This is a genomic window from Lelliottia sp. SL45, assembly GCF_026672535.1.
Taxonomy (GTDB): Bacteria; Pseudomonadota; Gammaproteobacteria; order Enterobacterales; family Enterobacteriaceae; genus Enterobacter; species Enterobacter nimipressuralis.
The window spans coordinates 1,505,842-1,525,387 of the sequence record NZ_JAPPRH010000003.1 but is presented as its reverse complement, the minus strand read 5'-3'; the positions used below and the strand labels follow the sequence as shown (position 1 = coordinate 1,525,387).

The window sequence follows — 19,546 nt, the reverse complement described above, 5'->3', positions numbered from 1 at the left end:
TCCCTATGTCTTTAAGTCAGGATATTGTTGCCGAATTAGCGGAGATCGCCCCCGGTTCGCCGCTGGCAACGGCTCGCGCCACGCGCGATGCCGCCACCCGTCATGCCCAGGGAAGCTATGAAACACTTTTTAGCCAGCAGGATGCGGCGTTCCCCCTTGATGAACGCGCGGCGGTGGCCGCTAAAGTGGCAAAATGGCACCGCGTCGATGCGCTGGCCGCCCACTACGCCGGTTTTGGGCTGGCTGATCCGACTTCCGCACGGCTGACGCCCGCGCTGACCTTTGCGCGTCTGCTGACGTTTTCCCCGGTCGAGGCCACGCCCGGCGCATTAAGCGCACTGACGCAAGCGGGATGGAGCAAAGAAGCCATTGTGACGCTGGCTCAGCTGATCGCGTTCGTGAGTTTTCAGAGCCGTCTCGTCGCCGGGTTGCGCCTGCTGAATGACAAAACCGTGGCTGCAAGCGACACGCCGGTGGTGGCGGGGATCTGGCACAGCACGCCTGCGACAAAAAGCGGCAAACCGGCGCCGGTACAGTTCACGCAGCAGGAGCTGGGCTGGGAGCCGTGGCTGGCGTCAAAACCGCTGGCAGAGTTCAACGCCGACGAGCAGGCTATTCTTGCGAAATTTGGCCATACGGACTCAGACTATTTCCGCCTGCTGGGGCGCAATTTGCCGGTTCTGGAACAGCGCACGCTGACCGATAAAGGGATTTTTTACACGCCAGGCGGCCTGCCGCGCGCGGAGCGTGAACTGGCGGCAACGGTGACCAGCAAGATCAACGGCTGCATTTACTGCGCATCTGTCCATGCGCGTAAGGCGAGCCAACTGTCGAAGGACGATAGTGCCATAGACGCGCTGCTGGCCGTGCGGCCGGGGCAGTCCCTGAGCGAGGGGCAATCGGCGCGCTGGCAGGCGGAAATTGATTTTGCGGCGGCGCTGTCCGTGACGCCACCCGCTGTGACACCCGCGCATCTCGCGGCACTGGAGAAGCAGTCTCTGGACACGCTTGAACAGCTCGATCTGGTGCAATCTGCGGCGTTCTTCGCCTGGGCCAACCGTTTAATGCTGACCCTCGGCGAACCTTACCTTCCGTAACGTAAATCAGGCTAACGCGCTGGCGTTAGCCTCCGCCCGTTTGGCTTTCTGACGGCCATACAGCAGCAGCGATGACATGGCGGCGAATGAGAGGAGCGCCGCCGGTAACGTCACGTAGCTCCAGCTGTAGCCGAGAACGATCATCATCCCGCCGAAATACGCCCCAATCGCACTGCCAAGATTAAAGGCCACCTGCCCGCCCGCCGCACCCAGCAGCTCGCCACCCTGCGCATTTTGCAGCAGCATAATTTGCAGCGGTGCCGACAGCGCGAACAGCCCCGCGCAGCAGATAAAGCCCATCACCAGAGACGCAGCCTGATTTTCACCGAAGGCAAACAGCATCAACAGCGACACCACGATCACCAGATCGGTGGTCGCCGCAATGCGCAGCGGGCTGTAACGACCGGAAAGTTTGCCGCTGAGCAGATTACCCAGCACCATGCCCAGCCCCATCAGCATCATGATAACGGTCATAAACCCGGCGGAGAATCCGGAGACGTTGACCATAAACGGCTTCACAAAACTGAACCATGCGAAGACTCCGGCATTACCGAACATCGTCGCGGCAAAAATCAGCCAGGGTTCCGGTTTCTTCAAAAAGTGAAATTGTTCCGTGAGTCGGGTTTCGGTTTTATCGTACAGAGTCGGCACCCAGAAAATGACCGACAGGATCACCAGCGCGTCAAACGCCGCAATCAGAAAGAAGGTGTAGCGCCAGTTATATTCATGCCCAAGCCAGGTGCCGAGCGGAACCCCCACCAGATTGGCGACCGTCATTCCGGCAATCATCCCCGATACGGCGAGGGTGACTTTTCCCGGCGGTGCTATCTTTGAAAGAATGATCGCGCCGACGCCGAAGAAGGCCCCGTGCGGAAAGCCGGACACCAGCCGCCCGATGGCCAGCCAGAAATAGGACGTTGAGAAGGTAAAAATGGCGTTTCCGACCACGCACAGGGCGACCAGAAAAAGCAGAACCGTCTTTAGCGAGAACTTATTTGAAAACAGCGCGATGATCGGCGCGCCAATGACCACGCCAAAGGCGTAGTACGAAATCATGCTCCCGGCAGAGGGGATCGAAATGCCGGTATCGTGCGCCAGCTCGGTCAGCACGCCCATGATGCCAAACTCGGCCATGCCCAGTCCAAAAGTACCCAGCGCCAGTGAAAAAACGGTTTTATTCATACCACAGCCATTTGTTAAAAATTTGCAACAGCCATTATTGAACAAACGGGTATGGTGAGCCAGTTCCAATTGGCGCTCTGACACGTTAATCCATTCATTCGGTCTGGCTTGTGAATATCCTTAACCGATAATCGCGACGCCCAGGCGTTCCATAATTTGCGCAACCTGATAGCTATCGAGCTTCACCCCCTGCAAATCGACGCTGCGCACGTCCAGATCGCCGAGTTCAGAATTGGTCAGATCGCAATGGGTGACGTTAACCGCCCGCCAGTCGAATGACGAAAACTCCCCGCCCGACAGATCGGAGCCGCTAAACGTTGCGCCGAGGATCTGCGCGCCGTTCCAGCGGTTTTCCCACAGCTCGCATTTTTCGAGCACCACTTTGGAAAAGTTGGCGTAGCTGAGATTGCTTTTGGTGATGTACGCGCTGCAAAACCAGCTGCGGGAGGTGATCATGTTCATAAAGCTGGTGCCGCGAAAGTCTGCGCCCTGCGCCCGACACTCGCGGATTTCAATCCCCAGCGCGCTGGCGTTCCTGAAATCGGCCATCGTTAAATCGCAATTTTTGAAAATGGCGTCTTTCAGCGTGGCGCGAGAAAAATTCCCGCCCTGCTGGCTTTCGCGATCGTAAAACTGACAGCCGATAAACTCCGTGCCGGTCAGATCGACGCCGGAAAAGTCGCAGTGGCGAAATGTCCCGTTCTCAATTTTCTCGCCCGTAAACTGGTTTTTGCCAATTCTTACCCCGTCCAGCGTCAACATTTTACGACCACCTGTGTTTATATACAGTAATGCCGTATTCTAACCCGATCCCATGGTGTTGTGTAAATAATTCCCGCGAGGATTTGCGAGCACGATTACACTTCAAAGTGTTCTTACCCTCCCTTCTGTCGAAGAGGATTGCCATGGGAAACATCAAGAAAGCGAAAAGCCCGGCGGAAAATGTGAAACGCGAACCGCTGAAAGAGAAGGCATACGAAAAGGAGCTGCGGCGTCTGCACGTTGAGCTGGTCAAGCTTCAGCAGTGGGTTGTCAGTAAAGGGCTAAAAGTCTGCGTGGTGTTTGAAGGCCGCGACGGTGCAGGTAAAGGCGGAACGATTAAAGCCATCACCGAGCGCGTCAGCCCCCGTGTGTTTCGCGTCGTTGCGCTGCCCGCGCCGACAGAGAAAGAGAAAAGTCAGCTCTATTTCCAGCGCTACGTGCCGCATCTGCCCTCGGCGGGAGAAATCGTGATTTTCGATCGCAGCTGGTACAACCGTGCGGGCGTTGAACGCGTCATGGGCTTTTGTACGCCTGAACAGGTGCAAAAGTTTCTGGATGGCACGCCGACCATGGAACGGGCGATGGTGGATGCAGGGATCATTCTGATCAAATACTGGCTCGAAGTGACGCCCAAAGAGCAGGAGCGCCGCCTGCGGGATCGTATTGATGACGGGCGCAAAACCTGGAAGCTGTCACCGATGGACATCAAATCGTTCAGACTGTGGGATAAATACACCGAAGCGCGCGATGCGATGTTTGCCGCCACCGATACCGCCTGGGCGCCGTGGTTTGTCGCTCGTTCTGAGGATAAAAAACGGGTGCGACTGAATGTCATCTCGCATTTGCTGTCGCAAATCCCCTACAAAACCCTGCCCGTTGAGCCGGTAAAACTGCCGAAGCGTAAAGTGGGTAAAGTAAAACCGACGGATTATCCGTTCCGCTATATTGCGGAGCGGTTCTGAAAAGCGCCTGGGGCAGCCGATAAAACACCTGCCCCAGGACTGCACAAACGCAGCGCCGCCGGCAAATACCGACGGCGCATGCTGTTACTTCATCCCTTCCGTGCTCTCTTTTTTCGCTTCCAGTCTTTCGACATCACGATACCAGCGCGGATGGTGTTTTTGCGCCCAGCGGCGGCTTACCTTCCCTTCGATCATCCCTTTAATCGATCCTTTCACCCAGAAAGCCATATACATATGAATCAGGATGGCATGGATCAGAATGATGGCGACGGTTGCATGGATCAGCAGGCTGTAGCGAATCACCTGAATCGGGAAATAATGGGCAAAATAGGGACGCCAGATAATCACCCCGGTCACCAGCAGCACAAAAATCATGCTCATGATGGTCCAGAACATCATTTTCTGTCCGGCGTTGTACTTGCCCACTTTCGCGACTTTGTGCTCGTTGCCTTTCAGCACTTCAACAATCCCCTTCACCCACGGAATATCCTGCTTATCCGGGATGTTGTGATGCACAAAGCGCACGAACATAAACATCAGCACCACGAAAATCAGCACGCCAAAGAACGGGTGCAGAATTCGGCCCATCTGCGGCGTCCCGAAGGTTTCGGTCAGCCACTGCAGCGTCGGGAAGAAGAAAGAGATCCCGGACACGGCCACCAGAAAGAAGCAAATGACCACCGTCCAGTGACAGGCGCGGTCGACAAACTTGGTGCGCACAATCATCTTCGACTTACTCATGATGTTCATCCTCGTCGTCATCCACCTCTTTGTTTGGCCCGATACCGATGTAAGTGGTAAATCAAACCGGCAAAGGTGGCGATAAATCCGGCCGCCGCGAGCGGTTTGAGCGCTCCTTTCCACAGGTTGATGGAGGTATCAATCGCCGGATCTTTAGGCAGATTGTGATACAGCTCTGGCTGGTCGTTGTGATGCAGAACGTACATCACATGCGTCCCGCCGACGCCCTGCGGGTTGTAAATCCCCGCGTGGTCATATCCGCGTGCTTTGAGCTTATCGACGCGTTCCTGCGCCACCTCAAGCATCTCTTTCTTGGTACCGAAATGAATTGCCCCGGTTGGACAGGTTTTCACGCAGGCAGGCTCCTGCCCGACGCTGACCCGATCCACGCAAAGGGTGCATTTGTATACCCGGTTATCCTCTTTGTTCAGACGCGGCACGTTGAACGGACAGCCGGCGATACAGTAGCCGCAGCCGATGCAGTTATCCTGCTGAAAATCGACGATCCCGTTGGCGTACTGAATAATCGCCCCGGCGGACGGGCATGCCTTCAGGCAGCCCGGATCCTCGCAGTGCATACAGCCGTCTTTACGAATCAACCACTCCAGCTTGCCGTTCTGATCGGTTTCGCTAAAACGCATTACCGTCCAGGATTTGGCGCTGAGATCCGCCGGATTATCGTAAACGCCCACGCAGTGCCCGACGTCATCGCGGATGTCGTTCCACTCCGAACAGGCCACCTGGCAGGCTTTGCAGCCCACGCAGGAAGAGACATCAATCAGCTTGGCGACTTCTGCTTTATAGTCCCGCGCACGAGGCGCGGGAGTCATGCCGTTGGTCGCGGAGCGTTTGATAATGTCTTGTGTTTCCATAGCCATTGAATCGCTCCTTACGCTTTCTCGATGTTGACCAGAAACGCTTTATATTCCGGCGTTTGCGAGTTGGAATCGCCGACGTTTGGCGTCAGGGTGTTGGCGAGATAGCCTTTTTGCGCCACCCCTTCAAAGCCCCAGTGCAGCGGAATGCCCACGGTCTCGACCTGCTGGCCGTTGACGTGCAACGTCTGCAGACGACGCGTAACCACCGCCACCGCGCGAATAAAGCCGCGTTTGCTGCTCACCTTCACGCGATCGCCGTTGGTGATGCCTTTCGAGCGCGCCAGGGTTTCACTGATTTCGACAAACTGTTCCGGCTGCGCGATGGCGTTGAGCCGCGCGTGTTTGGTCCAGGTGTGGAAATGCTCGGTCAGACGATAGGTGGTCCCGACGTACGGGAACTTATCTTTCTTACCCAGGCGCAGCGCGTCGTCTTCATACAGGCGAACCACCGGGCTGGAAACCACGTTCGGATGCAGCGGATTGGTGCCGAGCGGCGTTTCCATCGGTTCGTAGTGCTCCGGGAATGGCCCTTCTGCCAGCTTATCGAGCGCAAACAGACGCCCCAGCCCTTCTGGCTGCATGATAAACGGCCCGGTCGCACTGCCCGGCGGCGAGGTGTTGAAGTCCGGGATATCGTTCCCCGCCCACTTCGTACCGTTCCACGCGATCAGTTTGCGTTTCGGATCCCACGGCTTGCCGTTAATATCCGCCGATGCACGGTTGTAGAGCACGCGACGGTTGAGCGGCCACGCCCAGGCCCAGCCAAGCGTATTGCCCAGTCCTGACGGATCGGCGTTATCGCGGTTGGCCATCTGGTTGCCCTGCTCGGTCCAGCTTCCTGTGTAGATCCAGCAGGAGGAGGCCGTTGAACCGTCATCGCGCAGCAGCGCAAAGCTGTTCAGCAGCTGACCTTTTTTCGCCAGCAGATTGCCGTTGGCGTCATACAGATCTTCCAGCGCATAGCCGTTGTTCTCTTTCGCCACCTCTTCCGATTCCGGATGGTCCGGCTGCTTGTAATCCCAGCGCATTTTCAGCAGCGGTATCGCCCCTTTACCACCCAGTTGGGCGTACATCTCGCGCAGACGATGGTAAATACCGGCCAGAATTTCGCCGTCGTTACGCGCTTCGCCCGGTGCATCCTGGCCTTTCCAGTGCCACTGCAGCCAGCGGCCAGAGTTGGCGATGGAGCCATCTTCTTCCGCGAAACAGGTCGACGGCAGACGGAAGACTTCGGTCTGAATCGACGCGGTATCAACGTCGTTCATCTCGCCATGGTTCTGCCAGAAGTTGGAGGTTTCCGTCACCAGCGGATCGATCACCACCATGTACTTCAGCTTACTGAGGCTGCGCACAACCTTGTTTTTATCCGGGAAAGAGGCCACCGGGTTAAAGCCCTGGCAGATGTAGCCTGTGACGTTGCCCTTATCCATCATGTTGAAATACTTGATGACGTCGTAGGCCTGGTCCCATTTCGGCAACCACTCAAAGCCCCAGTCGTTCTCTTTCTGCGCCGCATCGCCGTAGAAAGACTTCATCAGGCTGACGAAGAACTTCGGATAATTACTCCAGTAGTTCACCTGCTCCGGCAGTGTCGCTTTTGGCGTGTTGGCCGCGAGATAGGTCTGCAGATCGGTCTGTTTTTCCGACGGCAGCGTCAGATAGCCGCTCAGGCTGGTGGAGAGCAGCCCCAGATCCGTTAACCCCTGAATATTGGAGTGTCCGCGCAAGGCATTCACGCCGCCGCCCGCCATCCCCATGTTGCCGAGCAACAGCTGGATCATCGCCATGGTACGGATGTTCTGCGCACCAACGGTGTGCTGCGTCCAGCCCAGCGCATACAGGAACGTGGTGGTGCGATCGGCCGCACTGGTTGAGGCCAGCACTTCACACACTTTCAGGAAGTCCGCTTTCGGCGTTCCGCAGATGTTTTCCACCACGTCCGGCGTGTAGCGAGAAACGTGCTGTTTCAGCAAGTTCCACACGCAGCGCGGATCGGTGAGGGTTTCATCGCGTTTCGCAAAACCGTTTTCATCGAACTGATAGTTCCAGGAGGATTTGTCGTACTGACGTTTTTCTGCGTCATAGCCGCTGAAAAGCCCGTCATCAAAGGCAAAGTCGTCCCGCACCAGCAGATTCGCGTTGGTGTAGTGTTTAACGTATTCGGCGTTGATCTTGTTGTTTTCAATCAGATACAGCAGCACGCCAGACAGGAACGTGATGTCCGTACCGGAACGAATCGGCGCATAGATATCCGCCACCGATGCCGTACGCGTAAAGCGCGGGTCGACGACGATCAGCGTCGCATCGTTGTTATTTTTCGCTTCCATCGCCCAGCGGAATCCCACTGGATGGGCTTCAGCGGCATTACCGCCCATCACCACCACGACGTTGGCGTTTTTGATATCAACCCAGTGGTTGGTCATCGCACCGCGACCAAATGTTGGAGCAAGACTTGCTACCGTTGGTCCGTGTCAGACGCGCGCCTGGTTATCGACGGCCAGCATGCCAAGTGAGCGCACAAATTTTTGCGTCAGCATGCCGGTTTCATTACTTGCCGCAGATGCGCAGAGCATCCCGGTGGAAAGCCAGCGGTTCACGGTCACGCCCTGCTCGTTCTTTTCAACGAAATTGGCGTCACGGTCGTCTTTCATTAATTTGGCGATGCGGGTAAAGGCATCGTCCCAGGATATGCGCTGCCATTTATCAGAGCCAGGCGCGCGGTATTCCGGGTAACGCAGGCGGTTGTCGCTGTGGACATAATCCAGCAGGCCTGCGCCTTTCGGGCAAAGTGCCCCACGGCTCACCGGATGATCCGGATCCCCTTCAATATGGTAAATCGCTTCTTTGGCGTTTTTCGCGCCATCGCCCAGGCTATACATCAATAGCCCGCATCCCACGGAGCAGTATGTGCAGGTGTTACGGATCTCTTTAGCGCGCAGCAGTTTATAGTTACGCGACTGAGCCAGCGCGAGTTTAGGCATAAAGCCCAACGCAGCAGCTGTTGTTCCGGCCATACCGCCCGCGCAGATTTTAAAAAACTTTCTGCGGCTGACGTCCATTGCTGTCCTCGTTATCTGTAGGAGACTTCGCGCCGCAAACTAGCAGCAAAGCCCCTGATTTTTTTGCGTCAAATCAATCTCCTCGATCTTCGCCCCCTAAATAGTCCGCTCTGGCGGCTTTGCTTAACCCTTTGGGATTAGCGGTTCGTAGATTGATTCGCGAAAACGCGGGAAACAGTGCTATAAATTTGCCCCTGAATTTCGTTGGCGTTTGGGAAAGCAATGGACAGAAAAAGAGCAACATTGATTGGGCTGGCCGCGATTGTGCTGTGGAGCACCATGGTGGGATTAATTCGCGGCGTGAGCGAAGGACTGGGGCCTGTCGGTGGTGCGGCAATGATCTACACCCTCAGCGGTTTACTCTGTTTAGTCACCGTGGGATTCCCGACTATCAGACGCTTCTCACCGCGCTATCTTATTGCCGGCAGCGTGCTGTTTGTGAGCTATGAAATATGTCTCGCCCTTTCGCTGGGCTACGCCAGTAACCGTCATCAGGCTATCGAAGTGGGGATGGTGAATTATCTCTGGCCGAGCCTGACGATTGTGTTTGCCATTTTGTTCAATGGGCAGAAATCGACTCTGTGGATTGTGCCGGGATTATTGCTGGCCTTGTTCGGTGTCTGCTGGGTATTAGGCGGTGAGAAGGGTCTGCATATCGACGAAATAACCGCCAATGTGATCTCCAACCCGCTGAGCTATGGGCTGGCGTTTGCTGGCGCGTTTATCTGGGCGGCATACTGCACTGTTACCAGCAAATACGCTAAAGGACAGAACGGCATTACGCTGTTCGTGTTACTCACCGCGCTGGCGCTGTGGCTGAAATATCTGTTCAGCGATCAGCCGGAAATGATATTCAGCGTGCCGGTGGTGATCAAACTGCTCATGTGCGGAATTGCCCTCGGATTTGGCTATGCGGCGTGGAATATCGGCATTCTGCATGGCAATGTTTCTGTGCTCGCCACCGTCTCTTATTTCACCCCGGTGCTGTCCGCGGCGCTGGCGGCTGTTCTGCTTAACGCCCCGCTCTCTTTTTCCTTCTGGCAAGGGGCGTTAATGGTCTGCGCAGGCTCGCTGCTGTGCTGGTACGCCACCCGAAAATAATTCTATTTAGGGGGAAATCTCCCCCTTCTGTTTTATCTGCACAAATAAAATGTGATCTTGCGTCAGATTATCTATTTTTCACATAGTGTTTACATTTAATCTCTGTTTATATTCCCCGCGCTCGTAACGTCTTCTTACATTCTTATTGACATAAACTGACACCCCTCTGGGATTAATAAATGGCTATTAATCGCCCTGGATATAGACGAACACGCAATAGTTTATGACTGAATATTTCAGTAATGCTCGCCTATTCTCACAGCAAATGTCTCATAACTGTTTGATTCTTCGTTATCACCCTTCATTAAATTGCGGTAATTCATCTATAATTCCGCAATGAAATTAAAACCATCGATAATTATATTGGCAATAACTATAAATATTAGAAAATACTCAATTACCGAATAATAAATAATCAAATCTGCGGAATATTGGCCGTTTTATCAGACACCGGTCACACTAATTGAAATTATCAGCAATAAATTGAAACTTATTATTGAAATGCGGCTACAACATTTCTAAAAATAGCATGCCATTGACGAACGACCTCGTTTAGAAATCGTTTATTAATGGCTCAGGAAATGCCCAAAAGAAAATTATAAGGATTATTAAAATGAAACTTAAATTAGTTGCAGTGGCAGTGACTACTCTGTTGGCAGCAGGCGCGGTAAACGCGGCTGAAGTCTTTAACAAAGACGGTAACAAACTGGATCTGTACGGTAAAGTAACAGGTCTGCACTACTTCTCTGACGACGCTGGCAACGACGGCGACAAAACTTACGTGCGTCTGGGCTTCAAAGGCGAAACTCAGATCAACGACCAGATGACCGGTTACGGTCAGTGGGAATATGAGTTCAAAGGCAACAACGACGAATCCAACGGCGACAAAGGCAACAAAACTCGTCTGGCGTTCGCGGGCCTGAAATTCAACGAATTTGGTTCTTTCGACTACGGTCGTAACTACGGCGTAGCCTACGACATCGGCGCATGGACCGACGTTCTGCCAGAATACGGCGGAGACACCTGGACTCAGACTGACGGCTTCATGACTGGCCGTACTACCGGTGTTGCAACCTACCGTAACGCAGACTTCTTCGGTCTGGTTGATGGTCTGAACTTTGCTGCACAGTACCAGGGTAAAAACGACGACCGTGATATCACCACCGCGAACGGCGATGGCTGGGGTCTGTCTTCTACCTATGAAATCGACGGTTTCGGCGTGGGTGCGACCTATGCGAAATCTGACCGTACTGACAACCAGGTTCGCGCTGCAAGCAACCTGAACGCAGGCGGCGAAAACGCAGAAGTTTGGGCTGCTGGCCTGAAATACGATGCGAACAACATCTACCTGGCAACCACCTACTCTGAAACCCGCAACATGACCAACTTCGGTGACGGTTACATTGCGAACAAAACTCAGAACTTCGAAGCGGTTGCTCAGTACCAGTTCGACTTCGGTCTGCGTCCTTCCCTGGCATACCTGCAGTCCAAAGGTAAGGACATCGGTTCTTACGGTGACCAGGATCTGGTGAAATACATTGAAGTCGGTACCGTTTACTACTTCAACAAAAACATGTCCACCTACGTTGACTACAAAATCAACCTGGTTGACGACAATGCCTTCACCAAAGCTGCTGGTGTGAGCACTGACAACATCGTTGCACTGGGTCTGACTTACCAGTTCTAAGTGTTTGTCTGTTAAAAAAGCCAGCCCTCGTGGCTGGCTTTTTTTATCGCAGTCCACTGGCGTGATAAAGGAGTACGCCATGCACCTCTATACCGGACGCTGCCTGTGTGGAATGAGCCACTTTAGCGTCAACATCGAGGCCCTCGACGTCTATGCCTGTCACTGTACGATGTGTCAGAAATGGTCGGGGGGCATCGCGATGTATCTGGAAACTCAGGGCGAACCCATCGTGGAAGACGGTTCGATCTCCCCTTCGCACTTCTCGTCGTCTGTGCGCGGCGAACGCTGGTTCTGCCCCGGCTGCGGCTGCCCGCTGTGGTTTGAGCTTACTCCCACTGGCCGCTATTTTGTCCCATGGACGCTGCTCGAGCTGAGTGAAGATGAGCGTCGTCGCCTGGTTCTGGCCGCCGAGATCTACACCGAAACGCAGCCCGCGTTCTGGCGACTCACCGGACAATACGCCCGATTCAGCGGCACCGAGATCGAAGCGCTGGATAAAAACTGCTCGTTTACACCGTAGCGCTGACCGCCGCGCGCCTGAGCCAGGCTTGCAGCAACTTGCCATCTTCGGTCATATCCGAATCCTGACGGACGCACAGGTAATAATCGCGCCCGTCATCGATTGGCGCATCAAAGATTTTCACCAGCTCGCCACTCTCCAGATAGGGCGCGATCAGCGGCTCGCGCATCAACGCGCAGCCCAGTCCGGCCTGCACACCCGCCAGCGTCAGTAAGCCATCCTCAAACAGCGGGCCGCTCTTGCGCGCAGGCCGTTTAACGCCCTGCTGGATAAACCACTGCTGCCAGGTGCTGCGCTCTTCATCGTGCAGCAGGGGCATCTGGAGCAGCTGTTCCGGCGTATCCATATGGCCGTGCACGCGTAAAAACGCCCGGCTGCACACCGGCACCATCTGGCCTGAAATCAGTTTTTCACTCTGATACCCCGCCCACTGGCCGTTACCAAAGCGAATCGACATATCCGACGCATCGCTCAGATAGTTGCGATGGTTGGCATACACCACGTTAATTTCCGTCTGCGGATTGGCGCGCATAAACGCAGGCAGGCGCGGAATAAACCAGCCCATGCCGAACAGCGGAATCAGGCTGATGGTCACCTGACGGGTCTGGGCCTGCTCCACCAGGTGCTCCGTCGCCTGACGCAGCACGTTGAACGCCGCACGAATAGAGCGGTAATAGTCGCGTCCCTGCTGGCTCAGGACCAGCCTGCGCCCCTGGCGCTCTGTGAGCGGCATTTGCAGATACCCTTCCAGCACCTTGAGCTGATGGCTAACGGCAGACGGCGAGATCGCCATCTCCTGCGCGGCCAGCGTCACGCTCCCCAGCCGGGCAATCGCCTCAAAGGCCCGCACGGCACGCAGGGGCGGATCGTTCGCCAGACGGCTTTCGGCATAAGCAGGCAGCTGCAGTGATTGTTCTGTTTTATTCATATGTTGATTTTAGGGCCGTAATTTCGCTCAGATGACGTTTCACTATTCTCTTTAAAATCATCGCGATAAATCAATCTCGAATTATCATAAGAAATAATATATGCGTATTTTACAATTTAATTCAATTATTGGATGTTACCCGCTGAAAGAGCAATCTGTCGGGTAATAACGTTGGACACACTGATACAACAACTGATTAATGGCGTGATGCTGGGCAGCATCTACGCGCTGATCGCGCTGGGCTATACCATGGTGTATGGCATTTTGCGCATCATTAACTTTGCCCACGGCGACATTTTGATGGTCGGCGCGCTTACCACGCTGTCGGCCCTGAACGCGCTGAACAGCACCTTCCCGCATATGCCACAGCTGCTACAGCTCGGCTTCGCGCTGGTTGTCGCCATGGCGGTCTGCGCCCTGCTGGCGATGGCCGTGGAGCGCTTCGCCTATCGACGCCTGCGCAACGCGCCGCGTCTGGCACCGCTGATCTCCGGGATCGGCGTTTCGGTGTTGCTGCAAACCGTGGCGATGATTATCTGGAGCCGCAACCCGCTGATGTTCCCGCAAATTCTGCCGATGGACGCGATTGCCGTCACCTCCGGCAGTGCGAACCATCCCCCGGCGATCATTACCGTCACCGGCATTGTCACGGTATCGCTGGCACTGGCGGTGATGATCGGCCTGTGGCTGCTTGTGGAATACACCCGTCTCGGGCGCGGGATGCGCGCGGTGGCGGAAAACCCGCGCGTGGCCACGCTGATGGGGGTCAATCCCAACGCCATTATCACGCTGACTTTCGCCATCGGCGGCATCTTCGCCGCGCTCGCAGGCGTAATGATGGCGAGTAACTACGGCAACGCCAGTTTCTCGATGGGCTTTTTGCCCGGCATTAAAGCGTTCACCGCCGCTGTTCTGGGCGGCATCGGCAATATTCGCGGTGCGATGATCGGCGGGATCCTGCTTGGGATCATTGAATCGCTGGGCGCGGGCTATCTGGGTGAACTCACCCACGGCGTGTTTGGCAGCAACTACCAGGACGTCTTTGCGTTCATCGTGCTGATTCTGGTGCTGGTGTTCCGCCCGGCCGGTCTGCTGGGCGAACGCGTGGCGCACAGGGCGTAGGGAAAACTATGACAACAACATCATTACAGGCACCCGTCTCGGAGCGCCGCTTCTGGTCCGGCATGACCCTGTTCGTCCTCGCCCTGCTGATTGCTCCCGTGGTGGCAAGCCAGCTCGGCGGCAACTACTGGGTGCGCGTGATCGACTTCGCTCTGCTGTACATCATGCTGGCGCTCGGGCTGAACATCGTCGTGGGCTACACCGGCCTGCTGGATATGGGCTTCATCGCGTTTTATGCCGTCGGCGCCTATCTTGCAGCACTGCTGGCGTCCCCGCATCTGCTGGAGACGTTCCCTCTTCTCGCCGTCTGGTTCCCGGACGGGCTGCACACCTCTTATCTGCTGATTATTCCGCTGGCGGCGCTGGTCGCGGCGGTGTGCGGGATTATTTTGGGCGCGCCCACGCTCAAATTGCGCGGCGATTATCTGGCGATTGTCACCCTCGGTTTTGGGGAGATCATCCGTATTCTGATGCGTAACCTCGACCGCCCGGTGAACATCACCAACGGTGCAAAAGGCATTACCGGCGTCGATACGCTCAATCTGTTTGGCCTGAAGTTCAGCGGCGTATACCACTGGTTCGGCATGAAAGTCCCGGCCCTGTGGCTGTGGTATTACCTACTGATGCTGGTGATCGTGCTGATTATTTTTGTCTGCCTGCGCCTGCAACATTCGCGCATTGGCCGCGCATGGCACGCCATTCGTGAAGACGAAGACGTGGCCCGCGCGATGGGCATCAACGTGCGTAACTACAAACTGCTGGCCTTTGCGATGGGTGCCTCTTTTGGCGGCGTGGCGGGAGCGCTGTTTGGCGCATTCCAGGGCTTCGTGTCGCCGGAATCCTTCACCCTTCAGGAATCCATTGCCGTGCTGGCGATGGTGGTGCTCGGCGGGATGGGCCACATCCCCGGCGTGATCCTTGGCGCAGTGCTGCTCACCGCCCTGCCGGAGATCCTGCGCAGCCAGGCCGCGCCCGTACAGCAGGCGCTGTTCGGCACCGTACTGATCGACCCGGAAATTCTGCGTCAGCTGTTCTACGGCCTGGCGCTGGTGCTGGTGATGCTGCTGCGCCCGTCTGGGATCTGGCCGGTTCGCCACAAGGAGGTCAAGGCATGAGCCTGCTCACCGTTCGCAATATGTCTAAACGCTTTGGCGGCCTGACCGCCGTGGACGATGTTTCGCTCTCCATCAATCAGGGCGAAATCTACGGTTTGATTGGCCCTAACGGCGCAGGGAAAACCACCTGTTTTAACCTCATTACCGGTCTGTATCCGGCGGACAGCGGCGAGTTTTCGATTGCCGATAAGCCCTATTTTCCGAAGCAGATCGACAAAGTAACGGCTGCCGGGATCGCCCGCACGTTCCAGAACGTGCGTCTGTTTAATGAGATGTCGGTACTGGAAAACGTGATGGTCGGGCGCCATGTGCGCACCCGCAACGGCCTGTGGGCCGCGCTTACGCGTCACAAACGGGCGCGCGCCGAAGAAGCGCAAACCCGCGAGCTGGCCTGGCACTGGCTGGAGTACACCGGTATCGCCAGATTCGCCCATTATCGCGCCTGCGATCTGGCCTACGGGCATCAGCGTCGGCTGGAAATCGCCCGCGCGCTGGCGACCGACCCGCTGCTGCTGGCCCTCGACGAACCGGCCGCTGGCATGAATGCGGCTGAGAAAAACGCCCTTGGCGAACTGCTCATCCGCATTCGTGACGATGGCAAAACCCTGCTGATGATTGAGCACGACGTGAAGCTGGTGATGGGTATCTGCGATCGCCTGACGGTGCTTGATTACGGCAAAACGCTGGCCGTCGGCACACCCGACACCGTTCGGCGTGACCCGGCGGTGATCGCCGCCTGGCTTGGAGGCAACGCCCATGTCTGAGTTACTGAAAGTCGAACGTCTGGACGTGCATTACGGCGGGATTCAGGCGGTACGCGATGTGTCGTTCAGCCTGCAAAAAGGCGAACAAGCGACGCTGATTGGCGCTAACGGCGCGGGAAAAAGCTCAACCGTACGCGCCATCACCGGGCTGGAGAACTTCGGCGGCACTATTGCGTTTAACGGCCAGCCGGTGCGTAAACGCAAAGCCGAAGCACTGCTTCGCGACGGGCTGGTGATGGTTCCGGAAGGTCGCGGCATCTTTGCGCGCATGACGGTGCTGGAGAATTTACAGATGGGAGCCTGGCTGCGGCGCGACACGGCCAATGTGAAAGCCGAAATGGACGAGATTTTCGACCGTTTCCCGCGCCTCGGTGAGCGTCAACATCAGCTCGCCGGGCTGCTTTCGGGCGGTGAACAGCAGCTGCTGGCGCTGAACCGCGCCCTGCTCAGCCAGCCGCGCCTGCTGATTCTCGATGAGCCGTCCATGGGGCTGGCACCGAAGATGGTCGAAAATATTTTTCAGGTAATCAAAGGGCTGCGTGAGCGCGGCGTGGCCCTGCTGCTGATCGAACAAAACGCCCGGCTGGCGCTGGAAGTGACGGATAGCGCCTGGGTGATGGACAGCGGCAGCATTGTGCATCACGGCGACTCGAAAGCGATGCTCAATGACGATCAGATTGCACAAATTTATTTGGGCGAAATGCCCGTTTAACACACCAACCAACACCAGGGAAATATAATGAAAACCGTAAAAATCAGTGCGCTCAGCGCCGCTCTTCTGCTCAGTGGTTTTGCCTCTTCCGCGTCATGGGCGGCGGAAAGCGAAACCGTGGTCATCGGCCTTGCAGGCCCGCTCACCGGCCCGTCGGCACGTATCGGCAAAGATCTGGAGAACGGCGCGCAGCTGGCGATTGACGATATCAACAAACAGCATCCAACCATCGGCGGCAAAGCCGTGACCTTTAAACTGCAGTCCGAAGATGACCAGTCCGATCCGCGCACCGCGGTGGCTGTTGCTCAGCGTCTGGTCGATAGCGGCGTCGCGGGCGTAGTCGGCCACTGGAATACCGGCACCAGCATTCCCGCAGCGCGGGTGTATCACGACGCCGGTATCGCCCAGGTAGCGCCCGTCGCCACCGGCCACGCCTATACCAAACAGGGTTTTGACACCAGTTTCCGCGTGATGGGCCACGACGATGACGGTGGTCAGTTCGCCGGCGAATACGCGGTGAAAACACTGAAAGCCAAACGCATTGCGGTGATCGACGACCGTACCGCGTTCGGCCAGGGGCTGGCGGATGAATTTATCAAATCGCTGGACGCGCAGGGTGTGAAGATCGTCGACCGCCAGTACGTTGACGATAAAACCGTGGACTTTAGCGCCGTTTTAACCGCCATTCGCAGCAAAAACGCCGATCTGGTGTTCTTCGGCGGTGTCGATAGCCAGGCCGCTCCGCTGGCGCGTCGTATCAAACAGCTGGGCATGAACGCCACGCTGATGGGCGCAGGCGGTTTTGTCAGCCAGACGTTCCTGCAGCTGGCACAGAAAGAAGGCGAAGGTGTTGTCGCGCTGGAGCCAGGTCTGCCGGTCGATCAGATGCCGGGCGGTAAAGCCTTTGAGCAGGCATATCAGTCGCGCTACCACACCCATATCGAACTGCATGCGCCGTTCGCCTATGACGCCACCCGCGTGCTGGTTGCCGCCATGGAAAAAGCCAACTCTGTCGATCCGGCTGAATATCTGCCCGCCCTGCGCGCCATCAGCTATTCCGGTGTCACCGGACAGATCGCCTTTGACGCACAGGGCAATCTGAAATCCCCGTCCTTTACCGTCTACAAAGTGGTCGATGGCAAATGGCAGCCGCAAACCGTTCTGGGCGGCGCAAAAACGAAGTAACGCAGTGAGGCAATGTGATGAGTGATAACAATGAGCTGGGCATTCTCGCCCGCCGCAAAATAGAAGCAGAAATTATTAAACCTATTTACGAAATCCTGGTGCGCGAGATAGGGAAAGCCCGCGCCCAGGCGGTAATTGGGGAAGCCATCGAACAGGCGGCGATTGACGCGGGGGCACATTTTGCCCGTCAGGAGCCGAACGGCGCGGATGTGAAGAGTTTTATCGCCCTGCAATATCTCTGGGAGAAAGACAACGCGCTGGACGTGAAAGTGATCGACGCCGACGACCAGCAGTACAACTATAACGTCACCCGCTGTCGGTATGCCGAGATGTATCACGAAATGGGGCTGGGCGAGATCGGTCACCTGCTGTCGTGCGCCCGCGATGAGAAATTCATCGTCGGCTACGCGCCTGACGTCGAACTGACGCGCACCACCACCATCATGCAGGGCGGAAAATGCTGTGATTTCCGCTACCACACGAAAAAGGACAAAGCATGATCCACATCGATGCGCAGCGGCTTTGGTCCACGCTCGGGATGATGGCGCAGATCGGCGGCACGCCCGCCGGTGGCGTAACGCGTCTGGCGCTGAGCGATGAAGATCGTATTGCCCGCAACCTGCTGCGCGACTGGGCGCGGGAAGCGGGTTTTACCTGCGACGTCGACAGCATGGGCAACATGTTTATTCGCCGCGCCGGGAAAAACCGCGCCCTGCCACCGGTGATGACCGGCTCGCATGTGGATTCCCAGCCGCTGGGCGGAAATTACGACGGGATCTACGGCGTGCTGGCCGGGCTGGAAGTTCTGCGCACCCTCAACGATCATCACGTGGAAACCGAGCGCGACATCGTGCTGGTGAACTGGACGAACGAAGAAGGCGCGCGTTTCGCCCCGGCGATGCTGGCATCCGGCGTCTGGTCCGGGCAATTTAGCGAAGAATACGCCCTCGCTCGTACGGATAACGCAGGCATAACCGTAGGCGAAGCGCTGGAGGCTATCGGCTATCGCGGCACCCTGCCTGCGCGCGCGTTTCCGGTTCACGCCTGCTATGAACTGCATATCGAACAGGGACCGATTCTGGAAGATGAGGTTATCGATATCGGACTGGTGCGCGCCGCGATGGGCCAGCGCTGGTTTACCCTGACGCTGGACGGTTTTGCCGCGCACGCAGGGACGACGCCGATGCACAGCCGTCGCGATGCGTTAACCGCCTTCGCTGAACTGGCGCTGATGGTTGAAGAGATTGGTTATCAGCACAAACCGGACGGCCGCGCGACCATCGGCATGGCGCAGATAACCCCAAATTCGCGCAACGTCGTCCCGTCGCGTGTGGTGTGCAGCGTGGAGTTCCGCCATCCGCAAAGCGACGTGCTGGAAGCGATGGAAGCCGCGATGCGTGAGGCGGCGCAAGGTCTCGCCACACGAGGGGTTACGGCAAAGGTCGAACGAATCTTCGACTACGCGCCTATCGCCTTCGACGAGCAGTGTCTTATGCGCAGTGAAAAAGCGGTCGAAGCCCTCGGCTATTCATCAAAACCGATGGTCTCCGGCGCCGGGCACGACACCTGCTACATCAGCAAAATCGCCCCGGCCAGCATGATCTTTATTCCCTGCGAAAAAGGCATCAGCCACAACGAAGCGGAAAACATTCTGCCGGAGTGGTCTAAGAAAGGGGCGAATGTCCTGTTGCACAGTGTACTGAGTGCGGCACAGGAGAAATGATTCGCGAA

General features: G+C 56.5%; 17 protein-coding genes and 1 pseudogene. 12 read left to right on the top strand and 6 right to left on the bottom strand.

From position 1 onward, the window contains the following. The first annotated feature begins 5 nt into the window (after positions 1 to 5). Complete coding sequence (locus OVA10_RS13380) at positions 6 to 1,097, top strand: alkylhydroperoxidase domain protein (protein ID WP_268196122.1); 1,092 nt, start codon at positions 6 to 8, stop codon at positions 1,095 to 1,097. Positions 1,098 to 1,103: 6 nt separating this feature from the next. Here the strand turns inward: OVA10_RS13380 and araJ are convergent, their stop codons facing one another. Next, a complete protein-coding gene (gene araJ, locus OVA10_RS13375; protein WP_268196121.1) occupies positions 1,104 to 2,279 on the bottom strand; it encodes an MFS transporter AraJ in 1,176 nt (391 codons plus the stop codon). A 120-nt stretch (positions 2,280 to 2,399) separates the two neighbouring features. Then, the gene (locus tag OVA10_RS13370; RefSeq protein WP_268196120.1) at positions 2,400 to 3,041 is read right to left on the bottom strand and encodes a Qnr family pentapeptide repeat protein; all 642 of its coding nucleotides are present in this window, start codon (positions 3,039 to 3,041) and stop codon (positions 2,400 to 2,402) included. A gap of 143 nt (positions 3,042 to 3,184) precedes the next feature. Between OVA10_RS13370 and ppk2 the strand changes: the two genes are divergently transcribed. After that, a complete protein-coding gene (gene ppk2 / locus OVA10_RS13365) occupies positions 3,185 to 4,003 on the top strand; it encodes a polyphosphate kinase 2 (protein WP_107703536.1) in 819 nt (272 codons plus the stop codon). 84 nt (positions 4,004 to 4,087) lie between these two features. Here the strand turns inward: ppk2 and fdnI are convergent, their stop codons facing one another. The 3 genes and pseudogenes from fdnI to fdnG all read right to left on the bottom strand — a co-directional run bounded on the left by fdnI (position 4,088) and on the right by fdnG (position 8,681). Continuing rightward, on the bottom strand, positions 4,088 to 4,744 hold the full coding sequence (gene fdnI, locus OVA10_RS13360; protein WP_100780102.1) for a formate dehydrogenase-N subunit gamma: 657 nt from the start codon (positions 4,742 to 4,744) through the stop codon (positions 4,088 to 4,090). Further along, positions 4,737 to 5,622, bottom strand: a pseudogene (gene fdxH / locus OVA10_RS13355) (formate dehydrogenase subunit beta). The gene fdnI and the pseudogene fdxH overlap by 8 nt, the downstream one beginning before the upstream one ends. Positions 5,623 to 5,633: 11 nt before the next feature. Beyond that, a complete protein-coding gene (gene fdnG / locus OVA10_RS13350) occupies positions 5,634 to 8,681 on the bottom strand; it encodes a formate dehydrogenase-N subunit alpha (RefSeq protein WP_268196119.1) in 3,048 nt (1,015 codons plus the stop codon). 222 nt (positions 8,682 to 8,903) lie between these two features. On the opposite strand from fdnG, the gene yddG reads away from it, so the two are divergent. The 3 genes from yddG (at position 8,904) to OVA10_RS13335 (ending at position 11,989) form a co-directional block, all read left to right on the top strand. Next, positions 8,904 to 9,782, top strand: coding sequence for an aromatic amino acid DMT transporter YddG (yddG, locus tag OVA10_RS13345; RefSeq protein WP_123427861.1), 879 nt, complete (start codon positions 8,904 to 8,906; stop codon positions 9,780 to 9,782). 613 nt (positions 9,783 to 10,395) lie between these two features. Beyond that, a complete protein-coding gene (gene ompC, locus OVA10_RS13340; protein ID WP_100780096.1) occupies positions 10,396 to 11,469 on the top strand; it encodes a porin OmpC in 1,074 nt (357 codons plus the stop codon). A 79-nt stretch (positions 11,470 to 11,548) separates the two neighbouring features. Beyond that, complete coding sequence (locus OVA10_RS13335) at positions 11,549 to 11,989, top strand: GFA family protein (protein ID WP_100780095.1); 441 nt, start codon at positions 11,549 to 11,551, stop codon at positions 11,987 to 11,989. Here the strand turns inward: OVA10_RS13335 and OVA10_RS13330 are convergent. After that, entirely contained in the window at positions 11,979 to 12,917 is a 939-nt protein-coding gene (locus tag OVA10_RS13330) for a LysR substrate-binding domain-containing protein (RefSeq protein WP_100780093.1), read from the bottom strand. The genes OVA10_RS13335 and OVA10_RS13330 overlap by 11 nt on opposite strands. A gap of 171 nt (positions 12,918 to 13,088) precedes the next feature. Between OVA10_RS13330 and OVA10_RS13325 the strand changes: the two genes are divergently transcribed. From OVA10_RS13325 to OVA10_RS13295, 7 genes are read left to right on the top strand one after another with little or no spacing between them, the layout of a single operon-like run. Then, a complete protein-coding gene (locus tag OVA10_RS13325) occupies positions 13,089 to 14,039 on the top strand; it encodes a branched-chain amino acid ABC transporter permease (protein WP_107703530.1) in 951 nt (316 codons plus the stop codon). Between the two features lie 8 nt (positions 14,040 to 14,047). After that, a complete protein-coding gene (locus OVA10_RS13320; protein ID WP_268196118.1) occupies positions 14,048 to 15,154 on the top strand; it encodes a branched-chain amino acid ABC transporter permease in 1,107 nt (368 codons plus the stop codon). After that, entirely contained in the window at positions 15,151 to 15,918 is a 768-nt protein-coding gene (locus OVA10_RS13315; RefSeq protein ID WP_100780091.1) for an ABC transporter ATP-binding protein, read from the top strand. Before OVA10_RS13320 ends, OVA10_RS13315 begins: the two co-directional genes overlap by 4 nt. Next, positions 15,911 to 16,630: an ABC transporter ATP-binding protein gene (locus OVA10_RS13310; RefSeq protein WP_123427855.1), complete on the top strand. Its 720-nt coding sequence runs from the start codon at positions 15,911 to 15,913 to the stop codon at positions 16,628 to 16,630. Before OVA10_RS13315 ends, OVA10_RS13310 begins: the two co-directional genes overlap by 8 nt. 27 nt (positions 16,631 to 16,657) lie before the next feature. Then, complete coding sequence (locus OVA10_RS13305) at positions 16,658 to 17,815, top strand: branched-chain amino acid ABC transporter substrate-binding protein (RefSeq protein WP_102103765.1); 1,158 nt, start codon at positions 16,658 to 16,660, stop codon at positions 17,813 to 17,815. A 17-nt stretch (positions 17,816 to 17,832) separates the two neighbouring features. Then, complete coding sequence (locus OVA10_RS13300) at positions 17,833 to 18,315, top strand: L-2-amino-thiazoline-4-carboxylic acid hydrolase (RefSeq protein WP_100780087.1); 483 nt, start codon at positions 17,833 to 17,835, stop codon at positions 18,313 to 18,315. Continuing rightward, complete coding sequence (locus OVA10_RS13295) at positions 18,312 to 19,538, top strand: Zn-dependent hydrolase (protein ID WP_268196117.1); 1,227 nt, start codon at positions 18,312 to 18,314, stop codon at positions 19,536 to 19,538. Before OVA10_RS13300 ends, OVA10_RS13295 begins: the two co-directional genes overlap by 4 nt. Positions 19,539 to 19,546 lie beyond the last annotated feature (8 nt).

What these genes read in the sequence shown, in the direction of transcription:
- OVA10_RS13370 (WP_268196120.1), bottom strand. Translation starts at nt 3,041, where the DNA reads ATGTTGACGCTGGACGGGGTAAGAATTGGCAAAAACCAGTTTACGGGC.
- OVA10_RS13310 (WP_123427855.1), top strand. Translation starts at nt 15,911, where the DNA reads ATGTCTGAGTTACTGAAAGTCGAACGTCTGGACGTGCATTACGGCGGG.
- OVA10_RS13320 (WP_268196118.1), top strand. Translation starts at nt 14,048, where the DNA reads ATGACAACAACATCATTACAGGCACCCGTCTCGGAGCGCCGCTTCTGG.
- OVA10_RS13380 (WP_268196122.1), top strand. Translation starts at nt 6, where the DNA reads ATGTCTTTAAGTCAGGATATTGTTGCCGAATTAGCGGAGATCGCCCCC.
- ppk2 (WP_107703536.1), top strand. Translation starts at nt 3,185, where the DNA reads ATGGGAAACATCAAGAAAGCGAAAAGCCCGGCGGAAAATGTGAAACGC.
- ompC (WP_100780096.1), top strand. Translation starts at nt 10,396, where the DNA reads ATGAAACTTAAATTAGTTGCAGTGGCAGTGACTACTCTGTTGGCAGCA.
- araJ (WP_268196121.1), bottom strand. Translation starts at nt 2,279, where the DNA reads ATGAATAAAACCGTTTTTTCACTGGCGCTGGGTACTTTTGGACTGGGC.
- OVA10_RS13300 (WP_100780087.1), top strand. Translation starts at nt 17,833, where the DNA reads ATGAGTGATAACAATGAGCTGGGCATTCTCGCCCGCCGCAAAATAGAA.
- fdnI (WP_100780102.1), bottom strand. Translation starts at nt 4,744, where the DNA reads ATGAGTAAGTCGAAGATGATTGTGCGCACCAAGTTTGTCGACCGCGCC.
- OVA10_RS13330 (WP_100780093.1), bottom strand. Translation starts at nt 12,917, where the DNA reads ATGAATAAAACAGAACAATCACTGCAGCTGCCTGCTTATGCCGAAAGC.
- yddG (WP_123427861.1), top strand. Translation starts at nt 8,904, where the DNA reads ATGGACAGAAAAAGAGCAACATTGATTGGGCTGGCCGCGATTGTGCTG.
- OVA10_RS13305 (WP_102103765.1), top strand. Translation starts at nt 16,658, where the DNA reads ATGAAAACCGTAAAAATCAGTGCGCTCAGCGCCGCTCTTCTGCTCAGT.
- OVA10_RS13335 (WP_100780095.1), top strand. Translation starts at nt 11,549, where the DNA reads ATGCACCTCTATACCGGACGCTGCCTGTGTGGAATGAGCCACTTTAGC.
- OVA10_RS13295 (WP_268196117.1), top strand. Translation starts at nt 18,312, where the DNA reads ATGATCCACATCGATGCGCAGCGGCTTTGGTCCACGCTCGGGATGATG.
- OVA10_RS13315 (WP_100780091.1), top strand. Translation starts at nt 15,151, where the DNA reads ATGAGCCTGCTCACCGTTCGCAATATGTCTAAACGCTTTGGCGGCCTG.